This is a genomic window from Burkholderia sp. BE12, from assembly GCF_002959955.1.
Classification (GTDB): domain Bacteria; phylum Pseudomonadota; class Gammaproteobacteria; order Burkholderiales; family Burkholderiaceae; genus Burkholderia.
In genome coordinates this window covers 82,276-100,613 of the sequence record NZ_PREY01000015.1, presented here as the reverse complement: position 1 = coordinate 100,613, position 18,338 = coordinate 82,276, and the positions used below count along the sequence as shown (strand labels likewise).

16 protein-coding genes are annotated in these 18,338 nt (G+C 66.4%); 7 read left to right on the top strand and 9 right to left on the bottom strand.

Annotation, left to right across the window (positions count from 1 at the left end):
• Nucleotides 1-45: 45 nt before the first annotated feature.
• On the bottom strand, nt 46-1,365 hold the full coding sequence (locus C4B30_RS18675) for a C4-dicarboxylate transporter DctA (protein ID WP_027783531.1): 1,320 nt from the start codon (nt 1,363-1,365) through the stop codon (nt 46-48).
• 211 nt (nt 1,366-1,576) lie between these two features.
• On the opposite strand from C4B30_RS18675, the gene C4B30_RS18670 reads away from it, so the two are divergent.
• The gene (locus C4B30_RS18670) at nt 1,577-2,299 is read left to right on the top strand and encodes a FadR/GntR family transcriptional regulator (RefSeq protein ID WP_027783530.1); all 723 of its coding nucleotides are present in this window, start codon (nt 1,577-1,579) and stop codon (nt 2,297-2,299) included.
• Between the two features lie 39 nt (nt 2,300-2,338).
• Here the strand turns inward: C4B30_RS18670 and cynR are convergent, their stop codons facing one another.
• Nucleotides 2,339-3,229: a transcriptional regulator CynR gene (gene cynR / locus C4B30_RS18665; RefSeq protein WP_027783529.1), complete on the bottom strand. Its 891-nt coding sequence runs from the start codon at nt 3,227-3,229 to the stop codon at nt 2,339-2,341.
• A 311-nt stretch (nt 3,230-3,540) separates the two neighbouring features.
• Between cynR and C4B30_RS18660 the strand changes: the two genes are divergently transcribed.
• Nucleotides 3,541-4,740, top strand: a complete 1,200-nt coding sequence (locus C4B30_RS18660) for an MFS transporter (RefSeq protein WP_027783528.1) — start codon at nt 3,541-3,543, stop codon at nt 4,738-4,740.
• 117 nt (nt 4,741-4,857) lie between these two features.
• Here the strand turns inward: C4B30_RS18660 and C4B30_RS18655 are convergent, their stop codons facing one another.
• Both C4B30_RS18655 and C4B30_RS18650 read right to left on the bottom strand, forming a co-directional pair.
• On the bottom strand, nt 4,858-5,916 hold the full coding sequence (locus C4B30_RS18655) for an L-idonate 5-dehydrogenase (RefSeq protein ID WP_105132792.1): 1,059 nt from the start codon (nt 5,914-5,916) through the stop codon (nt 4,858-4,860).
• Nucleotides 5,917-5,929: 13 nt separating this feature from the next.
• Entirely contained in the window at nt 5,930-6,703 is a 774-nt protein-coding gene (locus C4B30_RS18650) for an SDR family NAD(P)-dependent oxidoreductase (protein WP_027783526.1), read from the bottom strand.
• A 150-nt stretch (nt 6,704-6,853) separates the two neighbouring features.
• Between C4B30_RS18650 and C4B30_RS18645 the strand changes: the two genes are divergently transcribed.
• Together C4B30_RS18645 and C4B30_RS35370 are read left to right on the top strand one after the other, a co-directional pair.
• A complete protein-coding gene (locus C4B30_RS18645; protein WP_027783525.1) occupies nt 6,854-7,744 on the top strand; it encodes a LysR family transcriptional regulator in 891 nt (296 codons plus the stop codon).
• Nucleotides 7,745-7,900: 156 nt separating this feature from the next.
• Nucleotides 7,901-8,590: a hypothetical protein gene (locus C4B30_RS35370; protein WP_155257340.1), complete on the top strand. Its 690-nt coding sequence runs from the start codon at nt 7,901-7,903 to the stop codon at nt 8,588-8,590.
• Nucleotides 8,591-8,836: 246 nt separating this feature from the next.
• Here the strand turns inward: C4B30_RS35370 and gap are convergent, their stop codons facing one another.
• Both gap and tkt read right to left on the bottom strand, forming a co-directional pair.
• Nucleotides 8,837-9,847, bottom strand: a complete 1,011-nt coding sequence (gene gap, locus C4B30_RS18640; RefSeq protein WP_027783524.1) for a type I glyceraldehyde-3-phosphate dehydrogenase — start codon at nt 9,845-9,847, stop codon at nt 8,837-8,839.
• Between the two features lie 87 nt (nt 9,848-9,934).
• Complete coding sequence (tkt, locus tag C4B30_RS18635) at nt 9,935-12,007, bottom strand: transketolase (RefSeq protein WP_027783523.1); 2,073 nt, start codon at nt 12,005-12,007, stop codon at nt 9,935-9,937.
• A gap of 215 nt (nt 12,008-12,222) precedes the next feature.
• Here tkt and speE point away from each other — a divergent pair, with 215 nt between their 5' ends.
• The 3 genes from speE (at nt 12,223) to C4B30_RS18620 (ending at nt 14,366) form a co-directional block, all read left to right on the top strand.
• A complete protein-coding gene (speE, locus tag C4B30_RS18630; protein ID WP_027783522.1) occupies nt 12,223-13,080 on the top strand; it encodes a polyamine aminopropyltransferase in 858 nt (285 codons plus the stop codon).
• Between the two features lie 84 nt (nt 13,081-13,164).
• Entirely contained in the window at nt 13,165-13,581 is a 417-nt protein-coding gene (locus tag C4B30_RS18625; protein WP_027783521.1) for a VOC family protein, read from the top strand.
• 17 nt (nt 13,582-13,598) lie between these two features.
• The gene (locus C4B30_RS18620; protein WP_027783520.1) at nt 13,599-14,366 is read left to right on the top strand and encodes a 16S rRNA (uracil(1498)-N(3))-methyltransferase; all 768 of its coding nucleotides are present in this window, start codon (nt 13,599-13,601) and stop codon (nt 14,364-14,366) included.
• Between the two features lie 230 nt (nt 14,367-14,596).
• Here C4B30_RS18620 and C4B30_RS18615 read toward each other — a convergent pair whose 3' ends face one another.
• The 3 genes from C4B30_RS18615 to C4B30_RS18605 all read right to left on the bottom strand — a co-directional run bounded on the left by C4B30_RS18615 (nt 14,597) and on the right by C4B30_RS18605 (nt 18,328).
• The gene (locus C4B30_RS18615; RefSeq protein ID WP_027783519.1) at nt 14,597-15,160 is read right to left on the bottom strand and encodes a barstar family protein; all 564 of its coding nucleotides are present in this window, start codon (nt 15,158-15,160) and stop codon (nt 14,597-14,599) included.
• Between the two features lie 16 nt (nt 15,161-15,176).
• Entirely contained in the window at nt 15,177-15,608 is a 432-nt protein-coding gene (locus tag C4B30_RS18610) for a ribonuclease domain-containing protein (RefSeq protein ID WP_027783518.1), read from the bottom strand.
• Nucleotides 15,609-15,985: 377 nt separating this feature from the next.
• A complete protein-coding gene (locus C4B30_RS18605; protein ID WP_027783517.1) occupies nt 15,986-18,328 on the bottom strand; it encodes an NADP-dependent malic enzyme in 2,343 nt (780 codons plus the stop codon).
• Nucleotides 18,329-18,338: the final 10 nt, after the last annotated feature.

Sequence of the window (18,338 nt, the reverse complement as noted above, 5' to 3'; positions counted from 1 at the left end):
CTCGCGCGGTGCGGCCGGGGAAGCCGCACCGCGCGAGCGTCGTGTTCAAAGCGCGTGAGCCTGGTCGCCGGCGACCGGCGCGGCGCTGCCCGGCACATCGGCCACGTAGCGCAGCTCGCGGTTCAGCACGCGCTTCGCGCGGGCACGGTCGATGTCGTTCTCCCACACCGCGACCACCACCGTCGCGACGCAGTTGCCGATCAGGTTGGTCAGCGCGCGGGCGATGCCGACGAACCAGTCGACCGGCAGGATCAGCACGAGGCCGAGCACCGGAATCGCGGGAATCGCCGACAGCGTCGCCGCGAGAATCACGATCGCCGAGCCGGGGATGCCGTGCGCGCCTTTCGACGTGACGAGCGACACGAGCAGCACGACGATCAGGTCGTGCGTGGACAGCGGCGTGTTGGTGGCCTGCGCGATGAACAGCACCGCGAGCGTCAGGTAGATCGAGAAGCCGTCGAGGTTGAACGAATAGCCGGTCGGAATCACGAGGCCGACGGTCGAATCCTTGATGCCCATGTATTCGAGCTTGCTCATCACCTGCGGCAGCACCGCGTCCGACGACGCCGTGCCGAGCACGATCGACAGTTCCTCGCGCAGGTAGCGGATCAGCTTGAACACCGAGAAGCCCGCGAGCCGCATCACCGTGCCGAGCACGACCGTGACGAACACGAAGCAGCTCAGGTAGAACACCGCGACCAGGTAGCCGAGCTGCTTGAGCGACGCGACGCCGTACTTGCCGGTCGTGAACGCGATCGCGCCGAGCACGCCGAGCGGCGCGAGCTTGATGATGAAGCCGATGATCCGGAAGAACACGTGCGACAGTTCCTCGATCAGCGAATTGACGCGCTGCGCCTTGTCGCCGAGCAGCGACAGCGCGGAGCCGAACAGCACCGCGAACACGAGGATCTGCAGGATGTCGCCCTTCGCGAACGCGTCGATCGCGGTCTCGGGGATGATCTTCATCAGGTAGCCGGCCGTGTCCTTCAGGCTTTCGGCGTTCTTCGCGTACGTCGACAGCGACGCCGCGTCGAGCGAGCGCAGGTCGATGTTCATCCCAACGCCCGGGCGCGTGACCCATGCGAGGACGAGCCCGATGCCGAGCGCGAGCGTCGTCATCACCTCGAAGTAGACGATGGCCTTCAGGCCGACCCGGCCGACCTTCTTCAGGTCGCCCGCATTGGCCATCCCGCTGACCACGACGCAGAACACGATCGGGCCGATGACCATCTTGATGAGCTTTAGGAAGCCGTCGCCGAGCGGACGCAGCGACTCGGCGAAGTGCGGGAAGAACGCGCCGAGCGCGACCCCCAGGATTAATGCGACGACTACCCGGCCAAACAGCGAATTGAGGAATTTCGACACGGCGCTCTCCCGATCCAACGGTTGCAGTTTCGTCTGTTCATACTGGTAAGACCAGTGATGTTATGGTGGATAGTAGGAAGCCGATATAGTGACGTCAAGGACGGACAAAATAGGGATTTCCCGCCCCTGCGCGTGTGCTGGCGGTGCCCCATAAGGGGGCGGATCGTGGCTTTCCCGTAGGCGGTCGTGCACCGGCTGCGTGCGGATTACAATGCCGGTCAGACCGGCCATCGTTCACATCATGAAAAATGTTCCGCATACCGTGACCGACACCGCCATCGCGACGATCCGCGACCGGATCGAGACGGGCGTGTACCCGGTCGGCAGCCTGCTGCCGGCCCAGCGCCAGCTCTCGGAGGAGCTGGAAATCAGCCGCGCGTCGCTGCGCGAGGCGCTGTCGACGCTCGAGGCGCTCGGGATGCTGCGCATCCGCGCGGGCAAGGGTGTATACGTCGAAAGCGCGCAGGCGTCGGCCGCGCATCCGTGGCAATTCGCCGAACAGTCGTCGCCGCCCGATACCTACCAGATGCGCTATGCGCTCGAAGGCTTCGCCGCGCAGATGGCCGCGCGCGTGGTCAGCGACGCCGACATCGCGTGGTTCGAGGACAACCTCGCCGACCTGCACGTCGCGCTGACGGAGAACGCGCTCGACGAAGCATCGCGGCTCGACTTCGACTTCCACATGCGGATCATCCATCTGGCCGGCAACGCGGCGATCGAGTCCATCCTGCGCAGCAGCGCGGACATCATGAAGGAAAGCCAGCGCATGCCGTTCTACCGGCGCGAACTGCTGCTGTCGACATGGCACGAGCATCGTGCGATCGTCGACGCGCTGATCGCGCGCGACGCGGGCGCCGCCGGCACCGCGATCGAAACGCACATCGCGAACGCCGCGCAGCGCGCGGGCGTCTTCTTCCCGACGCCTGGCGCGTAACCCTCCCGCGCCGCCTGGCCCTGCGTTCGGCCTTACCGGTCACCGTTCCGACGGAGCGCGATACGCGAGCACGCGCTCGATGAATGCACGCGCCGCGACGCTGCGGTACGCGCCCTTGCGCGTGAGCAGCGCGGCCGTGCGCGTCGGCAGCGGCGGATCGATCTCCAGCGCGCACAAGTCGGCGCTCTCGCGCGCGACAGCCTCGGGCAGCACCGTCGCGAGCCGGCCGCGCCGCACGAGCTCCAGCACCGCGCTGACCGTATTCGTCTCGATCGCGATCAACGGCTGCGCGCCGTGCTCGACGAAATACCGGTCGATGCGCTCGCGCGTCGCGAACGCACGGCTCAGCAGCACCAGCGGCTCGCCGCCGAGCTCGGCCGGCGTCAGCGCGCGGCGGCGGCGCGCGAGGCGGTGCGTGCGGCCCGTCACCAGTGCAAGCGGCTCGTCCCACAGCGGCAGCGCGTCGATCTCCGGCGCGCGCGGCGGCATGAAGGCGAAACCGGCGTCGAGCTGGTCGTCGGCGAGCAGCGCCTCGATGCGCGCCTGCGGCATCGCGTCGATCGTCAGTGCGATGTTCGGATGGTCGGCATGGAATGCGTCGATCAGCGAGCCGCTCAGGTAGGCCGCGAAAGTCGGCATCATCGCGAGCCGCAGCGAGCCGCTGCCGAGATCGGCGACGTCGTGCAGCGCGCGCTGCCCGGTCTCGAGCGCGTGCAGTGCGGCGCGCGCATGGCGCACATAGACCTCGCCGAATTCGGTGAGCTGCACCGTGCGGCCCGAACGGTCGAACAACTGCACGCCGAGCGTTTCCTCGAGCTGGCGCACCTGCTGCGACAGCGTCGGCTGCGACACGTGCAGCGCATCGGCCGCGCGCGTGAAACTGCGCTGCTCGGCGACGGCCAGGAAATAGCGGATGTGGCGGAGAAGCATCGCGACCAACGTATTGGTTTTTCCAATAGAGACCATAACGATCCAGTCTTGGACGCTATGGGTCGATTCCCGCATCATACGCACATCCGCTTCCGTGCAGTGCCGCTGTCGCCGCACCGGAGCGGCCCGCCCGGGCCCGCCCGGGCTCGGCCCGTCGCACGGCGGTCCGCCGCCCGCCCGATGCAGGCCGGGCGCGAACCGCCCGGCACGCATCGGCTCACCGCCGATCCGTCGACGCCGGCCCCGATTTCCGTCACCCCGCGCAACCGATGGCCCCGTGCCGCCGGCCGGCGCCGCTGTTTTTCGCGACCATGGAACCGCATCACGACAACCACCCTCCCCTTACCCGCGGCATGACGCTGCTGTTCGCCTGCGCGTGCGGCATCGTCATCGGCAACATCTATTACGCGCAGCCGCTCCTCGCCGCGATCGCGCACAGCTTCGGGCGCGCGCCGACCGAGCTCGGCTATCTCGTCACGCTGACGCAGCTCGGCTATGCGGCCAGCCTGCTGCTGATCGTCCCGCTGGGCGACGCGGTCAATCGCCATACGCTGATCGTGCGGCTGCTGATGCTCAACGTCGTCGCACTGATCGCGGTCACGTTCAGCACGAACTTCACGATGTTCGTCGTCGCGAACGTCGCGGTCGGCTTCGTCACCTGTTCGACACAGCTGCTCGTGCCGTTCGCGGCGTCGCTCGCCGACGCGCGCTCGCGCGGCCGCGCGGTCGGCACCGTGATGAGCGGGCTCCTGCTCGGTATCCTGCTCGCACGCGTCGCGGCCGGCGCGATCGCCGACTGGTTCGGCTGGCGCGCGGTGTACGGCATCGCCGCGGCGATGGTGCTCGCGCTGACCGGCGTGCTCGCCGTGAAGCTGCCGAAGGATCGCCGCGACGCGCGCGTCGACTATGCGGCGCTGATGAAGTCGCTCGTCGCGCTGGTGCGCGCGCAGCCGCCGATCGCGCTGCGCTCGACCTACGGCGCGCTCGTGTTCGCGTGCTTCAGCCTGCTGTGGACGGGTCTCACGTTTTTGCTGAGCCAACCGCCGTACAGCTATTCGGAAGGGCAGATCGGCCTGTTCGGGATCGTCGGCGCGGTCGGCGCGCTCGCGGCGACGTCGGCCGGCCGGCTCGTCGATCGCGGCCACGGCAATGCGGCCACCGGCCTGTTCGCGGCGGCCGTGCTCGCGTCGTTCGCGCTGATCGCGACCGGCTCGCATTCGCTCGCGGCGCTGATCGCGGGCATCCTGCTGCTTGACGTCGGCGTGCAGGGCATGCACATCTCGAACCAGAGCGTGATCTATGCGCTCGCGGGCAACGCACGCAGCCGCGTGACGACGATCTACCTGACGAGCTATTTCATCGGCGGCGCGTTCGGGTCGTTCGCGGCGAGCGTCGCGTACGGCCTCGACGGCTGGCGCGGCGTGTGCGTCGCGGGTGCCGCGCTGGCGGGCGCGCTGATCGCGCTGTGGCTCGCATCGCAACGTGTCGGCACGCGGCGGGTCACGCAGTGATGCCGCGGGCCGGCAATCCGTTTGCGCCGCACGACGAAAAAGGCACGCGCCGCGCATCGCGGGCGTGCCTTTTTGCCAAGGGTGCCGCGGCCGGCGCGACGCGCTGACGCCGCACCGTCACGCGGCCTCGTTCGCGAAATCGATCAGCACCTTCATCGCCCGCTGGCGATCGCCCGCCAGTTCGAACGCGAGGTTCGCATCGCGCATCGGGAACACGCGCGTGACGGCCGGCCGCAGGTCGACGCGCCCCGCGTTGATCAGCTGCACGGCCAGCGCGAATTCCGCATGAAAGCGGAACGAGCCGCAGATCGACAACTCCTTCGCGACCACGACGTTCTGCGGCAGGCTCACGTCGCCGCCGAGCCCGAGCTGCACGACGACACCGCGCGGCCGCATCACGTCCAGCCCGTCGCGCAGCGCGCGCGCATTGCCCGAACACTCGATCATCACGTCGAACGTGCCCTTGTCGGCGCCGTACCGTTCGACCCAACCGGCATCGGTCGCCGCGTTGATCGTGCGGTCCGCGCCGAGCGCGCGCGCCACTTCCAGCGGCGCGCCGACGACGTCGGTCGCGACGATCTCCGCCGCGCCGTGCACGCGCGCCGCCGCGACCGCCAGCACGCCGATCGGCCCGCAGCCCGACACGAGCACGCGCTTGCCGATCAGCGGGCCCGCGCGCGACACCGCATGCAGCCCGACCGCGAACGGCTCGGCAAGCGCTGCGAGCGACAGCGGCACGTGATCGGCGACCTTCACGCACTGCGCCGCGTCGCACACGAGCGCGTTGCGGAACGCACCCTGCACGTGCGGCATCCGCATCGCGCTGCCGTAGAAGCGCATGTCGAGACACTGGTTCGGCAGCCCTTCGAGACAGTAGCGGCACGCGCCGCACGGCCGGCTCGGATTGACCGCGACGCGATCGCCGGCCTTCACCGAGGTCACGTCCGGCGCCACTTCCGCGACCGTGCCGGCGACCTCGTGGCCGAGCACCATCGGCTGCTGCAGCCGGATCGCGCCGAAGCCGCCATGCCGGAAGTAATGCAGGTCGGAGCCGCAGATGCCGCCCATCGCGACGTCGACGCGCACCTGGCCCGGGCCGATCTCGCCCGCGTCCTGCTCCTCGACCCGCAGGTCGTTCGGCCCGTGGATCACGACACACATGCAACGCATACGCATGACACGCTCCTTGTCAGACGGCACTGGTCAGCCCGCCATCCACGAACAGCGTCTGGCCGTTCACGAAATCGGACGCGGCCGACGCGAGGAAGATCGCCGCGCCGCACAGCTCGTCGACCTGCCCCCAGCGGCCGGCCGGCGTGCGCTTGCACAGCCAGTCCGAAAACGCCGCATCGTCGACCAGCGCGCGATTCAGTTCGGTTTCGAAATAGCCGGGCGCGAGGCCGTTCGCCTGGATGCCGTGGCGCGCCCAGTCGGCGCACATCCCTTTGGTCAGCATCCGCACCGCGCCCTTGGTCGCCGCATACGGTGCGATCGTCGGCCGCGCGAGCTCGCTCTGCACCGAACAGATGTTGATGATTTTCCCGCGGCCGCGCGCGATCATGTGCCGCGCGACGGCCTGCGCGACGTTGAACACGCCGTCGAGATTCACGCGCATCAGTGCATGCCAGTCGTCCGGGTCGAATGCATCGAGCGGCGCGCGACGCTGGATGCCCGCGTTGTTCACGAGGATGTCGATCGCGCCGACGCGCGCCTCGACATCGTCGATCGCCGCGCGCACCTGCGCGTGCTCGGTCACGTCGAACAACGCGTGATCGGCCGCGAAGCCTTCGTCGCGGAAACGGCGCGCGAGCGTCGCGGCCTTCTCCTCATTGCGATCGTTGATGACGATTGCCGCACCGGCCTCCGCGAGTCCGCGGGCGAGCGTCAGCCCGATCCCGCGGCCGGAACCGGTAATCAGCGCGCGGCGGCCGTCGAGGCGGAACCGGTCAAGCGCGTTAGTCATGAATGTCTCCTCGTGCCGGTCGAGCCGGCTGCCCGTCGCGGCCGGTCTCGCATCGACGGTATCTTCCGCCGCAAGCGGGCGCCGCGCCAATGGTCTTTCTTGATCCGGTTATCATGAAAACTGATTACCGCCCTTTCGTGCCCGCCGCCCATGGAACTCAAGCAATTGCGCGCCTTCGTCACGCTCGCGGAAGATCTGCATTTCGGGCGCGCCGCGCAGCGCCTGTGCATCGTGCAGCCGGCGCTGAGCATGCAGATCAAGGCGCTCGAGGCGCAACTCGGCGCGCGCCTGTTCGAGCGCGACCGGCACAAGGTCGAACTGAGCGGCACGGGGCGCGTGTTCCTGCCCGAAGCGCGGGCGACGCTGCAGCAGGCCGCACGCGCGGAACAGATGGCACGGCTGTCGAGCCGCGGCGAAATCGGCACGCTGCGAATCGCGTTCGTGTCGTCGGTCTTGCCGGCGCTGCTGCCGGCCGTGCTGCGCACGATGCGCGAGCGCTATCCATTGATCGCGCTCGAACTGAAAGACATGCCGACGCCCGACCAGATCGCCGCGCTGCGCGAGCGCCGGATCGACTTCGGAATGATCCGGCTGCCGGCCGCGTATCCGGGCATCGACCTACGTGTGGTGCTCGAGGAAGGCTTCGTCGTCGCGCTGCCGCTCGACCATCCGCTCGCCGCGCACGATGCGATTTCGCCCGCCGCATTGCGCGGCCACCCCGCGTTCGTGCTCGCGCGCCGCTACGCGCCCGGCTTTCACGACGACATGCTGCTCGCATTGAGTCGCGCGGGCACGACGCTCGAGATCGCGCAGGAGTTCGGGGAATTCACGACGATGCTCGCGCTCGTCGCGGCGGGAATGGGGATCGGGCTGATCCCGGCGCAGGCGGCGAGCGCGCTGCCGCCGAACGTGCTCGCGCGGCCGCTCGATCTGGCCGGTCACCGCAGCGGCATCGGGCTCGCGTGGACCGATCTCGACAGCCCGCTGAAGCGGGCGTTCGTCGATGCGATCGAGCAGGTGACGGCCGATTCTCGGCCATAAAAAAGAGCATGCGCAAATTTCCGTAGACGTCGCGCACCGAGGCACATCAATCGTTCAAGTAAGCACAAGTGTCGCCTACGCACGAAAACGGCTAGGGTGCATAGAACTTCATGCGGTATCGGTACGGCGATCTCACCCGAAAACCATAGGTCGAACATGGCAACCAACGCAAACGTCACAGAGCGAAATTTTTACTCGGGCTCCAAATCCCAGTTACCGTATTTAGTTGAACAGTACAGTACGTTTCAACTTCCTCATCCCCCTAGCATCCCTGGCTTAATCAACGGCGTGCTGGTTGCAGTTGAAATCGAGAATCGCCTCCGACATCTGGCCATGTTAGTTGATGCGGCAACCGATGCCTATCAAGCCAAGGAAGTATTCAAATACTTTTTCACGGTCGAAGCGGTGCTCCTATCCATGCGGCGGGTAATCGACGATCTTGTCATGTCGCTTTACTGCAGATCCCGATCGGAAGAAGTAGTGAAAACTCGGCGCATTGAGGTTGACGGATATGGGATGCTATTTCGTTCCGGCAGGCCGACCGAGTTTGGCGCTGAAATTATCCGTGAGTACATTCAACCGAATGAAGAAATCGCCGAAATCCTCATAGAGTTATCGAATTCGTATAAGCATAGCTATCTACTGCCCGAAGCACGCGCATGGGGCGCCGATACTCCGACAGTAATTTCTATCTATGCCCATCGAAACGACTATTCAAAGTCCATAACCATTCACAATCACAGCTTGGGGCAACTGGTCATTGGTTTCAATTCACTCATTCAACGAATCGTACAAAACTCGCGCAAGCAAAATGTCTCGGGAAATGAAGGCAAGGAAGTTATCTAACGCCTAGCTTTTCAATCTATGCGGATGATTACCGGCAGACCTACGCCCAGTTCCTGTCCGCCGCTCACTTTGGCGTCAAATGTTCGTTCTTCTAGGCGACCACCATCAATTTTTGACCGAACGCGGCCAACCCGCCCCATGCTCTCCGAGAATTTGCGCCGGCCAATAAAAAACCCGGCCGGGAAGCCCCGGGCCGGGTTCGTTCGCCACGCCGGCTGCCTTCCAGCGGCCGCGCGACGTGCGGGATTACTTCGCGTTCGCGAATGCGACAGCCGTATCCAGCATGCGGTTCGAGAAACCCCACTCGTTGTCGTACCAGCTCGACACCTTCACGAGGCGGCCCGACACCTTGGTCAGCGTCGCGTCGAACGTCGACGAAGCCGGGTTGTGGTTGAAGTCGATCGACACCAGCGGTGCGTCGTTGTAGCCGAGGATGCCCTTCAGCGTGCCTTCCGACGCTTCCTTCATGATCGCGTTGACTTCCTCGACCGTCGTGTCGCGCTTCGCGATGAACGACAGATCGACGATCGACACGTTGATCGTCGGGACGCGGATCGCGTAGCCGTCGAGCTTGCCGTTCAGTTCCGGCAGCACCAGGCCGACGGCGGAAGCCGCGCCCGTCTTCGTCGGGATCTGGCTGTGCGTGGCCGAACGCGCGCGGCGCAGGTCTTCGTGATAGACGTCCGTCAGCACCTGGTCGTTCGTGTACGCGTGGATCGTCGTCATCAGGCCGGTTTCGAGGCCGATCCGGTCGTTCAGCGGCTTGACGAGCGGCGCGAGGCAGTTCGTCGTGCACGATGCGTTCGAGATGACCGTGTGCTCGGCCTTCAGCACGTTGTGGTTCACGCCGTAGACGATCGTCGCGTCGACGTCCTTGCCGCCCGGCGCCGAGATGATCACCTTCTTCGCGCCGCCCTTCAGGTGCGCGCTCGCCTTTTCCTTCGTCGTGAAGAAGCCCGTGCATTCCATCACGACGTCGACGCCCAGCTCGCCCCACGGCAGTTCGGCCGGGTTGCGGTTCGCCAGCACGCGGATCTTGTCGCCGTTCACGACGAGGTAGTCGCCGTCGACCGACACTTCGCCCGGGAACTTGCCGTGCGCGGTGTCGTACTGGGTCAGGTGCGCGTTGGTCTTCGCATCGCCCAGATCGTTGATCGCGACGATCTCGAGATCGTGCTTCTTGCCGTTTTCATAAAACGCGCGCAGCGTGTTGCGGCCGATACGGCCGTAGCCGTTGATTGCGACGCGAATCGTCATGGTCTATCTCCTGATGGCTGAAAAAATTCGGTTCGTGCAGCTTCACGGTGCGACGCGCGCAACGGGTGGCGCGCGTCGCGTATGCTTTCAGGCCAGCACGGCCTTCGCGGTTTCGACGACGTGCTCGACGGTGAAGCCGAAGTACTTGAACAGCACGCCGGCCGGCGCCGATTCGCCGAACGTGTCGATCCCGACGACGCCGCCGTCGAGGCCGACGTACTTGTGCCAGAAGCTCGTCACGCCCGCTTCGATCGCGACGCGGCGCACGCCGTGCGGCAGCACGCGTTCGCGGTATTCGGCGTCCTGGCGGTCGAACACGTTGGTCGACGGCATCGACACGACGCGTGCCGCGATGCCCTGCTGCGCGAGCGGCTCGACGGCCTTCATCGCGAGTTCGACTTCCGAGCCCGTCGCGATCAGGATGATCTTGCGCGCGACGATTTCCTCGTCCCAGTCCTTCAGCACGTAACCGCCCTTCTCGATGTTGGCGATCTGCGCATCGGTACGCGGGTTGAATGCGAGGTTCTGGCGGCTGAAGATCAGGCTCGACGGACGGTCTGCGGCAATCGCGTGGGTCCAGGCGACGGCCGTCTCGACCGTGTCGGCCGGGCGCCAGACGTCGTGGTTCGGGATCAGGCGCAGGCTCGACACGTGCTCGATCGACTGGTGCGTCGGGCCGTCTTCGCCGAGGCCGATCGAGTCGTGCGTGAACACGAAGATCGACGGCAGCTTCATCAGCGCGGCCACGCGCAGCGCGTTGCGGCTGTAGTCGGAGAACGTCAGGAACGTGCCGCCGAACGGCTTGTGGCCGCCGTGCAGCGCGAGGCCGTTGATCGCGGCGCTCATGCCGAATTCGCGCACGCCGTAGTTGATGTGGTTGCCGAGCAGCACGCCCGCGCCTTCCGGATTCGCGCGCACGGCCTTCGACGCCTTCCAGTTGGTCAGGTTCGAGCCGGTCAGGTCGGCCGAGCCGCCGAGCAGCTCGGGCAGCGCGGCGGCCAGCCCTTCGATCGCCTGCTGCGACGCCTTGCGGGTCGCGACCGTCTCGGCGCGCTCGTTCGCGCCGGCGATGATCGCGGCAGCCTTCTCGGCCCAGTCGGCCGGCAGCTTGTTGGCCATCCGGCGCTCGAATTCGGCGGCTTCTGCCGGGAACTTCGCGCGATAGGCCGCGAACGTCGCGTCCCATTCGGTTTCGGCGCGCTTGCCGGCTTCCTTCGCGTCCCATGCCGCATAGACTTCCTGCGGAATCACGAACGGCTCCCACTTCCAGCCGAGCGCTTCGCGCGTCTTCGCGATTTCTTCCGCGCCGAGCGCGGCGCCGTGCACGTCGTGGCCGCCGGCCTTGGTCGCCGCGCCCTTGCCGATCACCGTCTTGCAGCAGATCAGCGTCGGCTTGTCCGACAGCTTCGCCTTCGCGATGGCCGCGTCGACCGCGTCGACGTCATGGCCGTTCACGTTCGGGATCACGTTCCAGCCGTAGGCTTCGAAGCGCTTCGGGGTATCGTCGTGGAACCAGTTGACGACGTCGCCGTCGATCGAGATGCCGTTGTCGTCGTACAGCGCGATCAGCTTGTTCAGCTTCAGCGTGCCGGCGAGCGAGCAGGCTTCGTGCGAGATGCCTTCCATCAGGCAGCCGTCGCCGAGGAACACGTACGTGTGGTGATCGACGATCTTCGCGCCGTCACGGTTGAACTCGTCGGCCATCAGCGCTTCGCCGAGCGCCATGCCGACCGCGTTCGCCAGCCCCTGGCCGAGCGGGCCGGTGGTCGTCTCGACGCCCGGCGTGATCCCGTATTCCGGATGGCCCGGCGTCTTCGAGTGCAACTGGCGGAAGTTCTTCAGCTCTTCGATCGGCAGGTCGTAGCCGGTCAGGTGCAGCAGCGAGTACAGCAGCATCGAGCCATGGCCGTTCGACAGCACGAAACGGTCGCGGTCGGCCCAGTGCGGGTTCGTCGGATTGTGCTTCAGATGGCGCGACCAGAGCGCGACGCCGATTTCGGCCATGCCCATCGGCATGCCGGGGTGGCCGGAGTTCGCTTGCTGGACGGCGTCCATCGCGAGCGCACGGATCGCGTTGGCCATCAGGGTGGTGGAGGCGGGAGACGAAGTCGTCATGTCGAGTCCGGAGAACGAGTCGAGGAAACGGGAGCACGGCGGCATCCGGAAGCTCGAGCGTCAATCGTTCCCGGCGCGCGGTGCGGCGCCTGACGGACGCGAAGCGGACGGAGCCTACGGACGGGGCTGCAAAGCTCGTCATTTTAACAGATGGGCCGGCATTTCCCTTGTCGGCACGCACTGTTCCGGCACGGTTTTCCACGAAACCGCCCGCCTCCTATAATTCAGGCGTCGGAACTGCCTGCCCCAGCGGCCTGCCCGTGAGCACCACCCTTCTCTTTCACCCGACGCCCGACGCCACCTACGGCTTCCCGAATGCCCGGCGGCTCGCGCACGTCGCGTCCCCGCACCAGCGGATCGAAGTCTGGGAAACCCCGCAGCTCGGCCGCCTGTTCACGCTGGACGGCCGGCCGATGACGTCGGTCGGCGACGAATACGTCTATCACGAGTGCATGACGCACCCGGCCGCGCTCGCGCATCCGTCGCCGCGCAAGGCGCTCGTGCTCGGCGGCGGCGACGGCGGCGCGGCGCGCCAGTTGCTCAAGCACGCGTGCATCGAGCGGATCGTGATCGCCGAACTCGACGACGAGGTGGTCGGGATGGCGCGCCGCTATCTCGACGACGTGCACCAGGGCGCGCTCGACGACCCGCGTGTCGAGGTCGTGATCGGCGACGCCGCGCATTTCGTCGATTCGACGGTCGAACATTTCGATCTCGTCGTGTTCGACCTCACGCCGCCCGATTCGCCGGCGGCCGGCCTCTACACGCGCGCGTTCTACACGCGACTCAAGCGGATCCTCACGCGCTGCGGCGCGATCTCGATGCATCTCGGCTCGCCGGTGTTCCATGCCGCGCGCATCGCCGCGCTGCTCAGCGACCTGCGCGCGAGCTTCGCGGTCGTCGATCCGCTGTCCGCGCACGTGCCGCTGTACGGCTCGCAGTGGCTGATGGCGATCGCGAGCGACACGCTCGATGCGGCCGCACTGTTCTCGCACGACGTCGACGAACGGCTCGCGGCCCGCCGGGTCGACGGCTTGCGCTACTACGATGCACGGCTGCATGCGTCCCTCTTTGCCCTGCCGCGCGCGCTGCGCGATACACTGGGCGTTCGCCGCTGAACCTCCGGACGGCCGCAACGTTCCGTTGTTCCAGCATGAGACCGGCGCAGGCGCCGACGCGCCGACACTGCAACAGGAGATTTCATGACCGATCCACGTCCGGCCAACGTGCCTTGGTTGACACCCTACCTGGCCGTACGCAACGCGCGCGCGGCCATCGATTTCTTCCAGGCCGCATTCGGCTTCACCGTGCGCGACATGCACGACGAGGACGGCGCGATCATGCACGTCGAGATGGCCTATCGCGGCCAGCTGATCGTGATGTTCGCGCCCGAAGGCGCGTTCGGCTCGCCCGCGCTCACGCCGAAGCGCGCGAACGCCACCGCGCCGCAATCGTTCTATTTGTATGTCGACGACGTCGACGCCACCTGGCAGCGCGCGCTCGACGCGGGCGCGAAATCGCTGAGCGCGCCGCAGGATCAGTTCTGGGGCGACCGGTTCGCGCAGATCGAGGATCTCGACGGCTACCGCTGGGCGCTCGGGTGCCGTCTCGACGCATGACCGAAACCCCCACACGCATGAACGAAGCCACCACCACCGCGGCCGTGCCGCGCTTTTTCGTCGACGCCGCGCTGTGCGCCGACGCCACGCTCGCGTTGCCGGCCGACGTCGCGCGCCACGTGCAGGTGCTGCGCCTGCAGCCCGGCGACGTGCTCGCGCTGTTCGACGGCACGGGCGGCCAGTACCGCGCACGGCTCGTCGAAGTCGACAAGCGCAACGCGCTCGCGCAGGTCGAGACGTTCGAGCCCGCCGAGGCCGAGCCGCCCTATCGCGTGACGCTCGCGCAGGGGATCGCCGGCGGCGACAAGATGGACTGGGTGATCGAGAAGGCCGTCGAGCTCGGCGTCGCGGCGGTCGTGCCGCTGTCGACCGCGCGCGGCGTCGTGAAGCTCGCCGGCGAACGGGCGGACAAACGCGTCGCGCACTGGCGCGGTGTCGTACGCGCGTCGTGCGAGCAGTGCGGGCGCAACCGTGTGCCCGAGGTCGCGCCGGTATGCGGCTTCGGCGCGTGGCTCGATATGCTGCCGGCGGGGCCGGCCGACGGCGAGCTGCGGCTGCTGCTGTCGCCGCGCGCGAGCGTTCCGTTTTCGTCGCTGCCCGATGCGCCACCGACTGCGAACGTCACATTGCTGATCGGGCCTGAAGGCGGGTTGTCGCCCGACGAGGAAAACGCGGCGCGCGCACGCGGGTTCACCGCGCTGTCGCTCGGGCCGCGTGTGCTGCGCACGGAGACTGCGGGCGCGGCGGTGCTGGCGGCGTTGGCGGCGCGCTGGGGCGGGTGGTGACAAGCAAAAAGCTGCGTGGTGCTATTGCGTCGATGTGCTTGTCGCCGGCACGGCCGCGATGACGCGAAGCATGGTCCGTGGGTGCCGGCGTGCCCGCGGATTTTGTCGCCAAGCGTAAAAAAACCCGCACGAAGGCGGGTTTTGGAGAAGTTGCGGACCTGATTCCGGTGCCGGCGGCGTACGCGACCGGAAGCTGCGATGACGCTGCGTGCCGGGCCGTCGATGCAAACTTACGCGAACGAGTAGAACACGCGGAACGCGACCTTGCGCTCGGCCCAGAACTCGGCTGCCTCACGGAACACGTCGAGCAGCGTCTCGCGCCCTTCCTTGTCGAACTTCTGCGCGATCGGCAGCCCTTCGAGGACGATCACGAAACCGGGCTGCGCGCCGGCCTTCGCGACGAGGTCGGTCAGGCAGTCGTACAGCGCATCGTAGTTCTTCCCGAAATGCTTCGGGAACAGGAACGACGTCGCGATCGTTTCCATTACTTCCTGCTTCGACTGCGCGGCGCCGCAATACGCGTACAGAAAGTGCTGGCCGAGCCGACCGGCTTCGTCGGCGAGATCCTGCACGCGGAACGCGCGGATCGACTGCACGAGATTGGGTCGCACGGTCGTGAAAAGGCTCATAGGCTCCTCGTTCGATGAAAGCCCGGGCTCGGCTTCCTGTTGTTCCGGCGCGCCGACGGCCTGTGCCGCCGCGTTCAGTTGAATCACGCGCTGAAACAGATTGCCGTCGCCGGCCGCGAACAGTTCCGCCGCCGCCGAATCGTGCGCGTAGATGGAGTCGCTCATGCCATTCGTCCCGAAGTCATTCAACAATACGTTTAAAACTGTTGTAGTGGTCGCCCGTGTAATAACAGTTGTCGATCCGGCGCAACGGCCCGCCACAGACGATCCGGCGCGCGCCGCGATTGCGCGCACGCGGCGTCGGTACCGTGTACTCATGGTAGTAGCCGCGCTTCGCCTTCGGCAAAATCCGCTCGCGGTTGCCGAACACGACGCCGTCTTTCTCGTACGGATAGGGGCCGCCGGCGCCGATCAGTCCCAGCGTGGTCACGGCCTCGCGCGGAAGACGGGCGGTCGGGATCGTATCGAGCCCGCTCGCGGCCACGTCGGCCGGAACGGCCTCCCGTGCGTAAGCGGCGGAAACCAGACTGCCCATCGGCGTGCCGACGATACCCATCGCGAACATCGCGAAGACGGACGCGAGCGCGCCGTTGCGGAGCCACTTGCGTGCCATGAACCAGGGTTCCCGCTGTTAAATCAAGTAGTTGACGACCAACAAAGGCGTTAGCGTAGCGTTATTGGCCGCGCGAATCAATGTCCGTTTGGGAATCGAAAGCCCGACGACACGCGGATATGCGTATTTCTTACCGAATTTGCACTACATTTAACTTACATAGGATAAAATACGGCCGGCATCTTTCGTATGGCGAGTCCCTGCCTCCTCGCCACACTCGCTGCCTGGAGTGGAGAGATGCTGCTGTTGCTTTGAGGGAAGCGCGTTTGCGCCCTGCCCGCGGCGTGCCCATTGCGGGCACGCCTCTTTTTGCTTTTGTTTACAATTTCGCCCGACGTGCGGCACCGGTCCGACCGGCGCCGCGCGTTCGTTCTCGCTCAGCGGGCGGCGTTGACGTCGGCGACCAGCAGCGCCGCCATGTTGACGATGCGACGAACGGTCGCCGATTCGGTCAGCACGTGCACCGGCTCCGCGGCGCCCAACAGGATCGGCCCGATCGCGATGTTGTTGCCGGCGGCCGTCTTCAGCAGGTTGTACGCAATGTTCGCGGCGTCGATGTTCGGGAGGACCAGCAGGTTCGCGTCGCCTTCCAGCGTCGATTCCGGCAGGATCTCCTTGCGCAGCGCCGCGTCGAGCGCGACGTCGCCGTGCATCTCGCCGTCGACCTTCAGCTCCGGCGCGGTTTCCTGCAGGATCGCGAGCGTATCGCGCATCTTCTTCGCCGAAGGGGCATTGCTCGTGCCGAAATTCGAGTGCGACAGCAGCGCGACCTTCGGCTCGATGCCGAAGCGGCGCACTTCTTCCGCGGCCATGATCGTGATCTCGGCCAGCTCCTCCGGGGTCGGATCGACGTTCACGTGCGTATCGACGAGGAAAATCTGGCGACCCGGCAGCACGAGGCCGTTCATCGCCGCGTACACGCTGCAACCCGGGCGCTTGCCGATCACCTGGTCGATGAAGTGCAGGTGGCGATGCGTGGTGCTGATCGTGCCGCAGATCATCCCGTCCGCCTCGCCCTTCTTCACCAGCATCGAGCCGATCAGCGTCGTGCGCCGGCGCATTTCGACGCGCGCGAGCTGCTCGCTGATACCCTTGCGCGCCATCATCTTGTGGTACGTCTGCCAAAAGTCGCGGTAGCGCTCGTCGTGCTCGGTGTTGACGACCGTGAAATCGGTGCCGGGCGTGAGGCGCAGGCCGTAGCGCTGGATCCGGTGCTCGATCACCGACGGGCGGCCGATCAGGATCGGCTTCGCGAGTTTTTCGTCGACGATGATCTGAACGGCGCGCAACACGCGCTCTTCTTCACCTTCCGCGAACACGACGCGCTTCTTCGCTTCCGGCGCGGCGCGCGCGATCTGGAAGATCGGCTTCATCGTCGTGCCGCTGTGATACACGAACTGCTGCAGATGGACGCGATACGCCTCCATGTCCTCGATCGGGCGCGTCGCGACGCCGCCGTCCATCGCGGCCTGCGCGACGGCCGGTGCGATCTTCACGATCAGGCGAGGATCGAACGGCTTCGGAATCAGGTATTCGGGCCCGAACGACAGGTCCTGAATGCCGTATGCGGTCGCGACGATGTCGCTCTGCTCGTGCTGCGCGAGTTCGGCGATCGCATTGACGGCCGCGATCTCCATTTCGCGCGTGATCGTCGTCGCGCCGACGTCGAGCGCGCCGCGGAAGATGAACGGGAAGCACAGGACGTTGTTGACCTGGTTCGGATAGTCGGTGCGGCCGGTCGCGAGAATCGCGTCGGGGCGGACTTCGAGCGCCGCTTCCGGCAGGATTTCCGGCGTCGGGTTCGCGAGCGCGAGGATCAGCGGGCGCTCGGCCATGCCCTTCACCATCTCCTGCTTCAGCACGCCCGCGGCCGACAGGCCGAGGAAGATGTCCGCGCCGTCGATCACCTCGGCCAGCGTGCGGGCGTCGGTTTCGCGCGCGAAACGCTCCTTGTCCGGATCCATCAGCTCGGTGCGGCCCTTGTAGACCACGCCGGCCAGGTCGGTCACCGTGATGTTCTCGAGCGGCAGGCCGATGTCGACCAGCAGGTCGAGACACGCGAGCGCGGCCGCGCCCGCGCCCGACGCGACGAGCTTGACCTTCTTGATGTCCTTGTTGACGACCTTCAGGCCGTTCGTGACCGCCGCGGCCACGACGATCGCGGTGCCGTGCTGGTCGTCGTGGAACACCGGAATCTTCATCCGCTTGCGCGCTTCGCGCTCGACGATGAAGCAGTCCGGCGCCTTGATGTCTTCGAGGTTGATCCCGCCGAAGGTCGGCTCCAGCGCGGCGATCACGTCGACGAGCTTGTGCGGGTCCGATTCGTTCAGCTCGATGTCGAACACGTCGATGCCCGCGAACTTCTTGAACAGCACCGCCTTGCCTTCCATCACCGGCTTCGACGCGAGCGGGCCGATGTTGCCGAGACCGAGCACCGCCGTGCCGTTCGTCACGACGCCGACCAGGTTGCTGCGGGCGGTGAAACGCGCCGCGTTCAGCGGGTTCTCGACGATCTCCTCGCACGCGTACGCGACACCCGGCGAATACGCGAGCGCGAGGTCGCGCTGGTTGATCATCTGCTTGGTCGGGGCGATCGCGATTTTGCCGGGGGTCGGAAATTCGTGATAGTCGAGCGCGGCTTCGCGGAGCTTGGCTTTGGAGGAGGCTTGGGTGGACATGTGTCTCGTGACGTGCGGATTAGAATAACTGTTCGACGGCATTGTAGCGCCA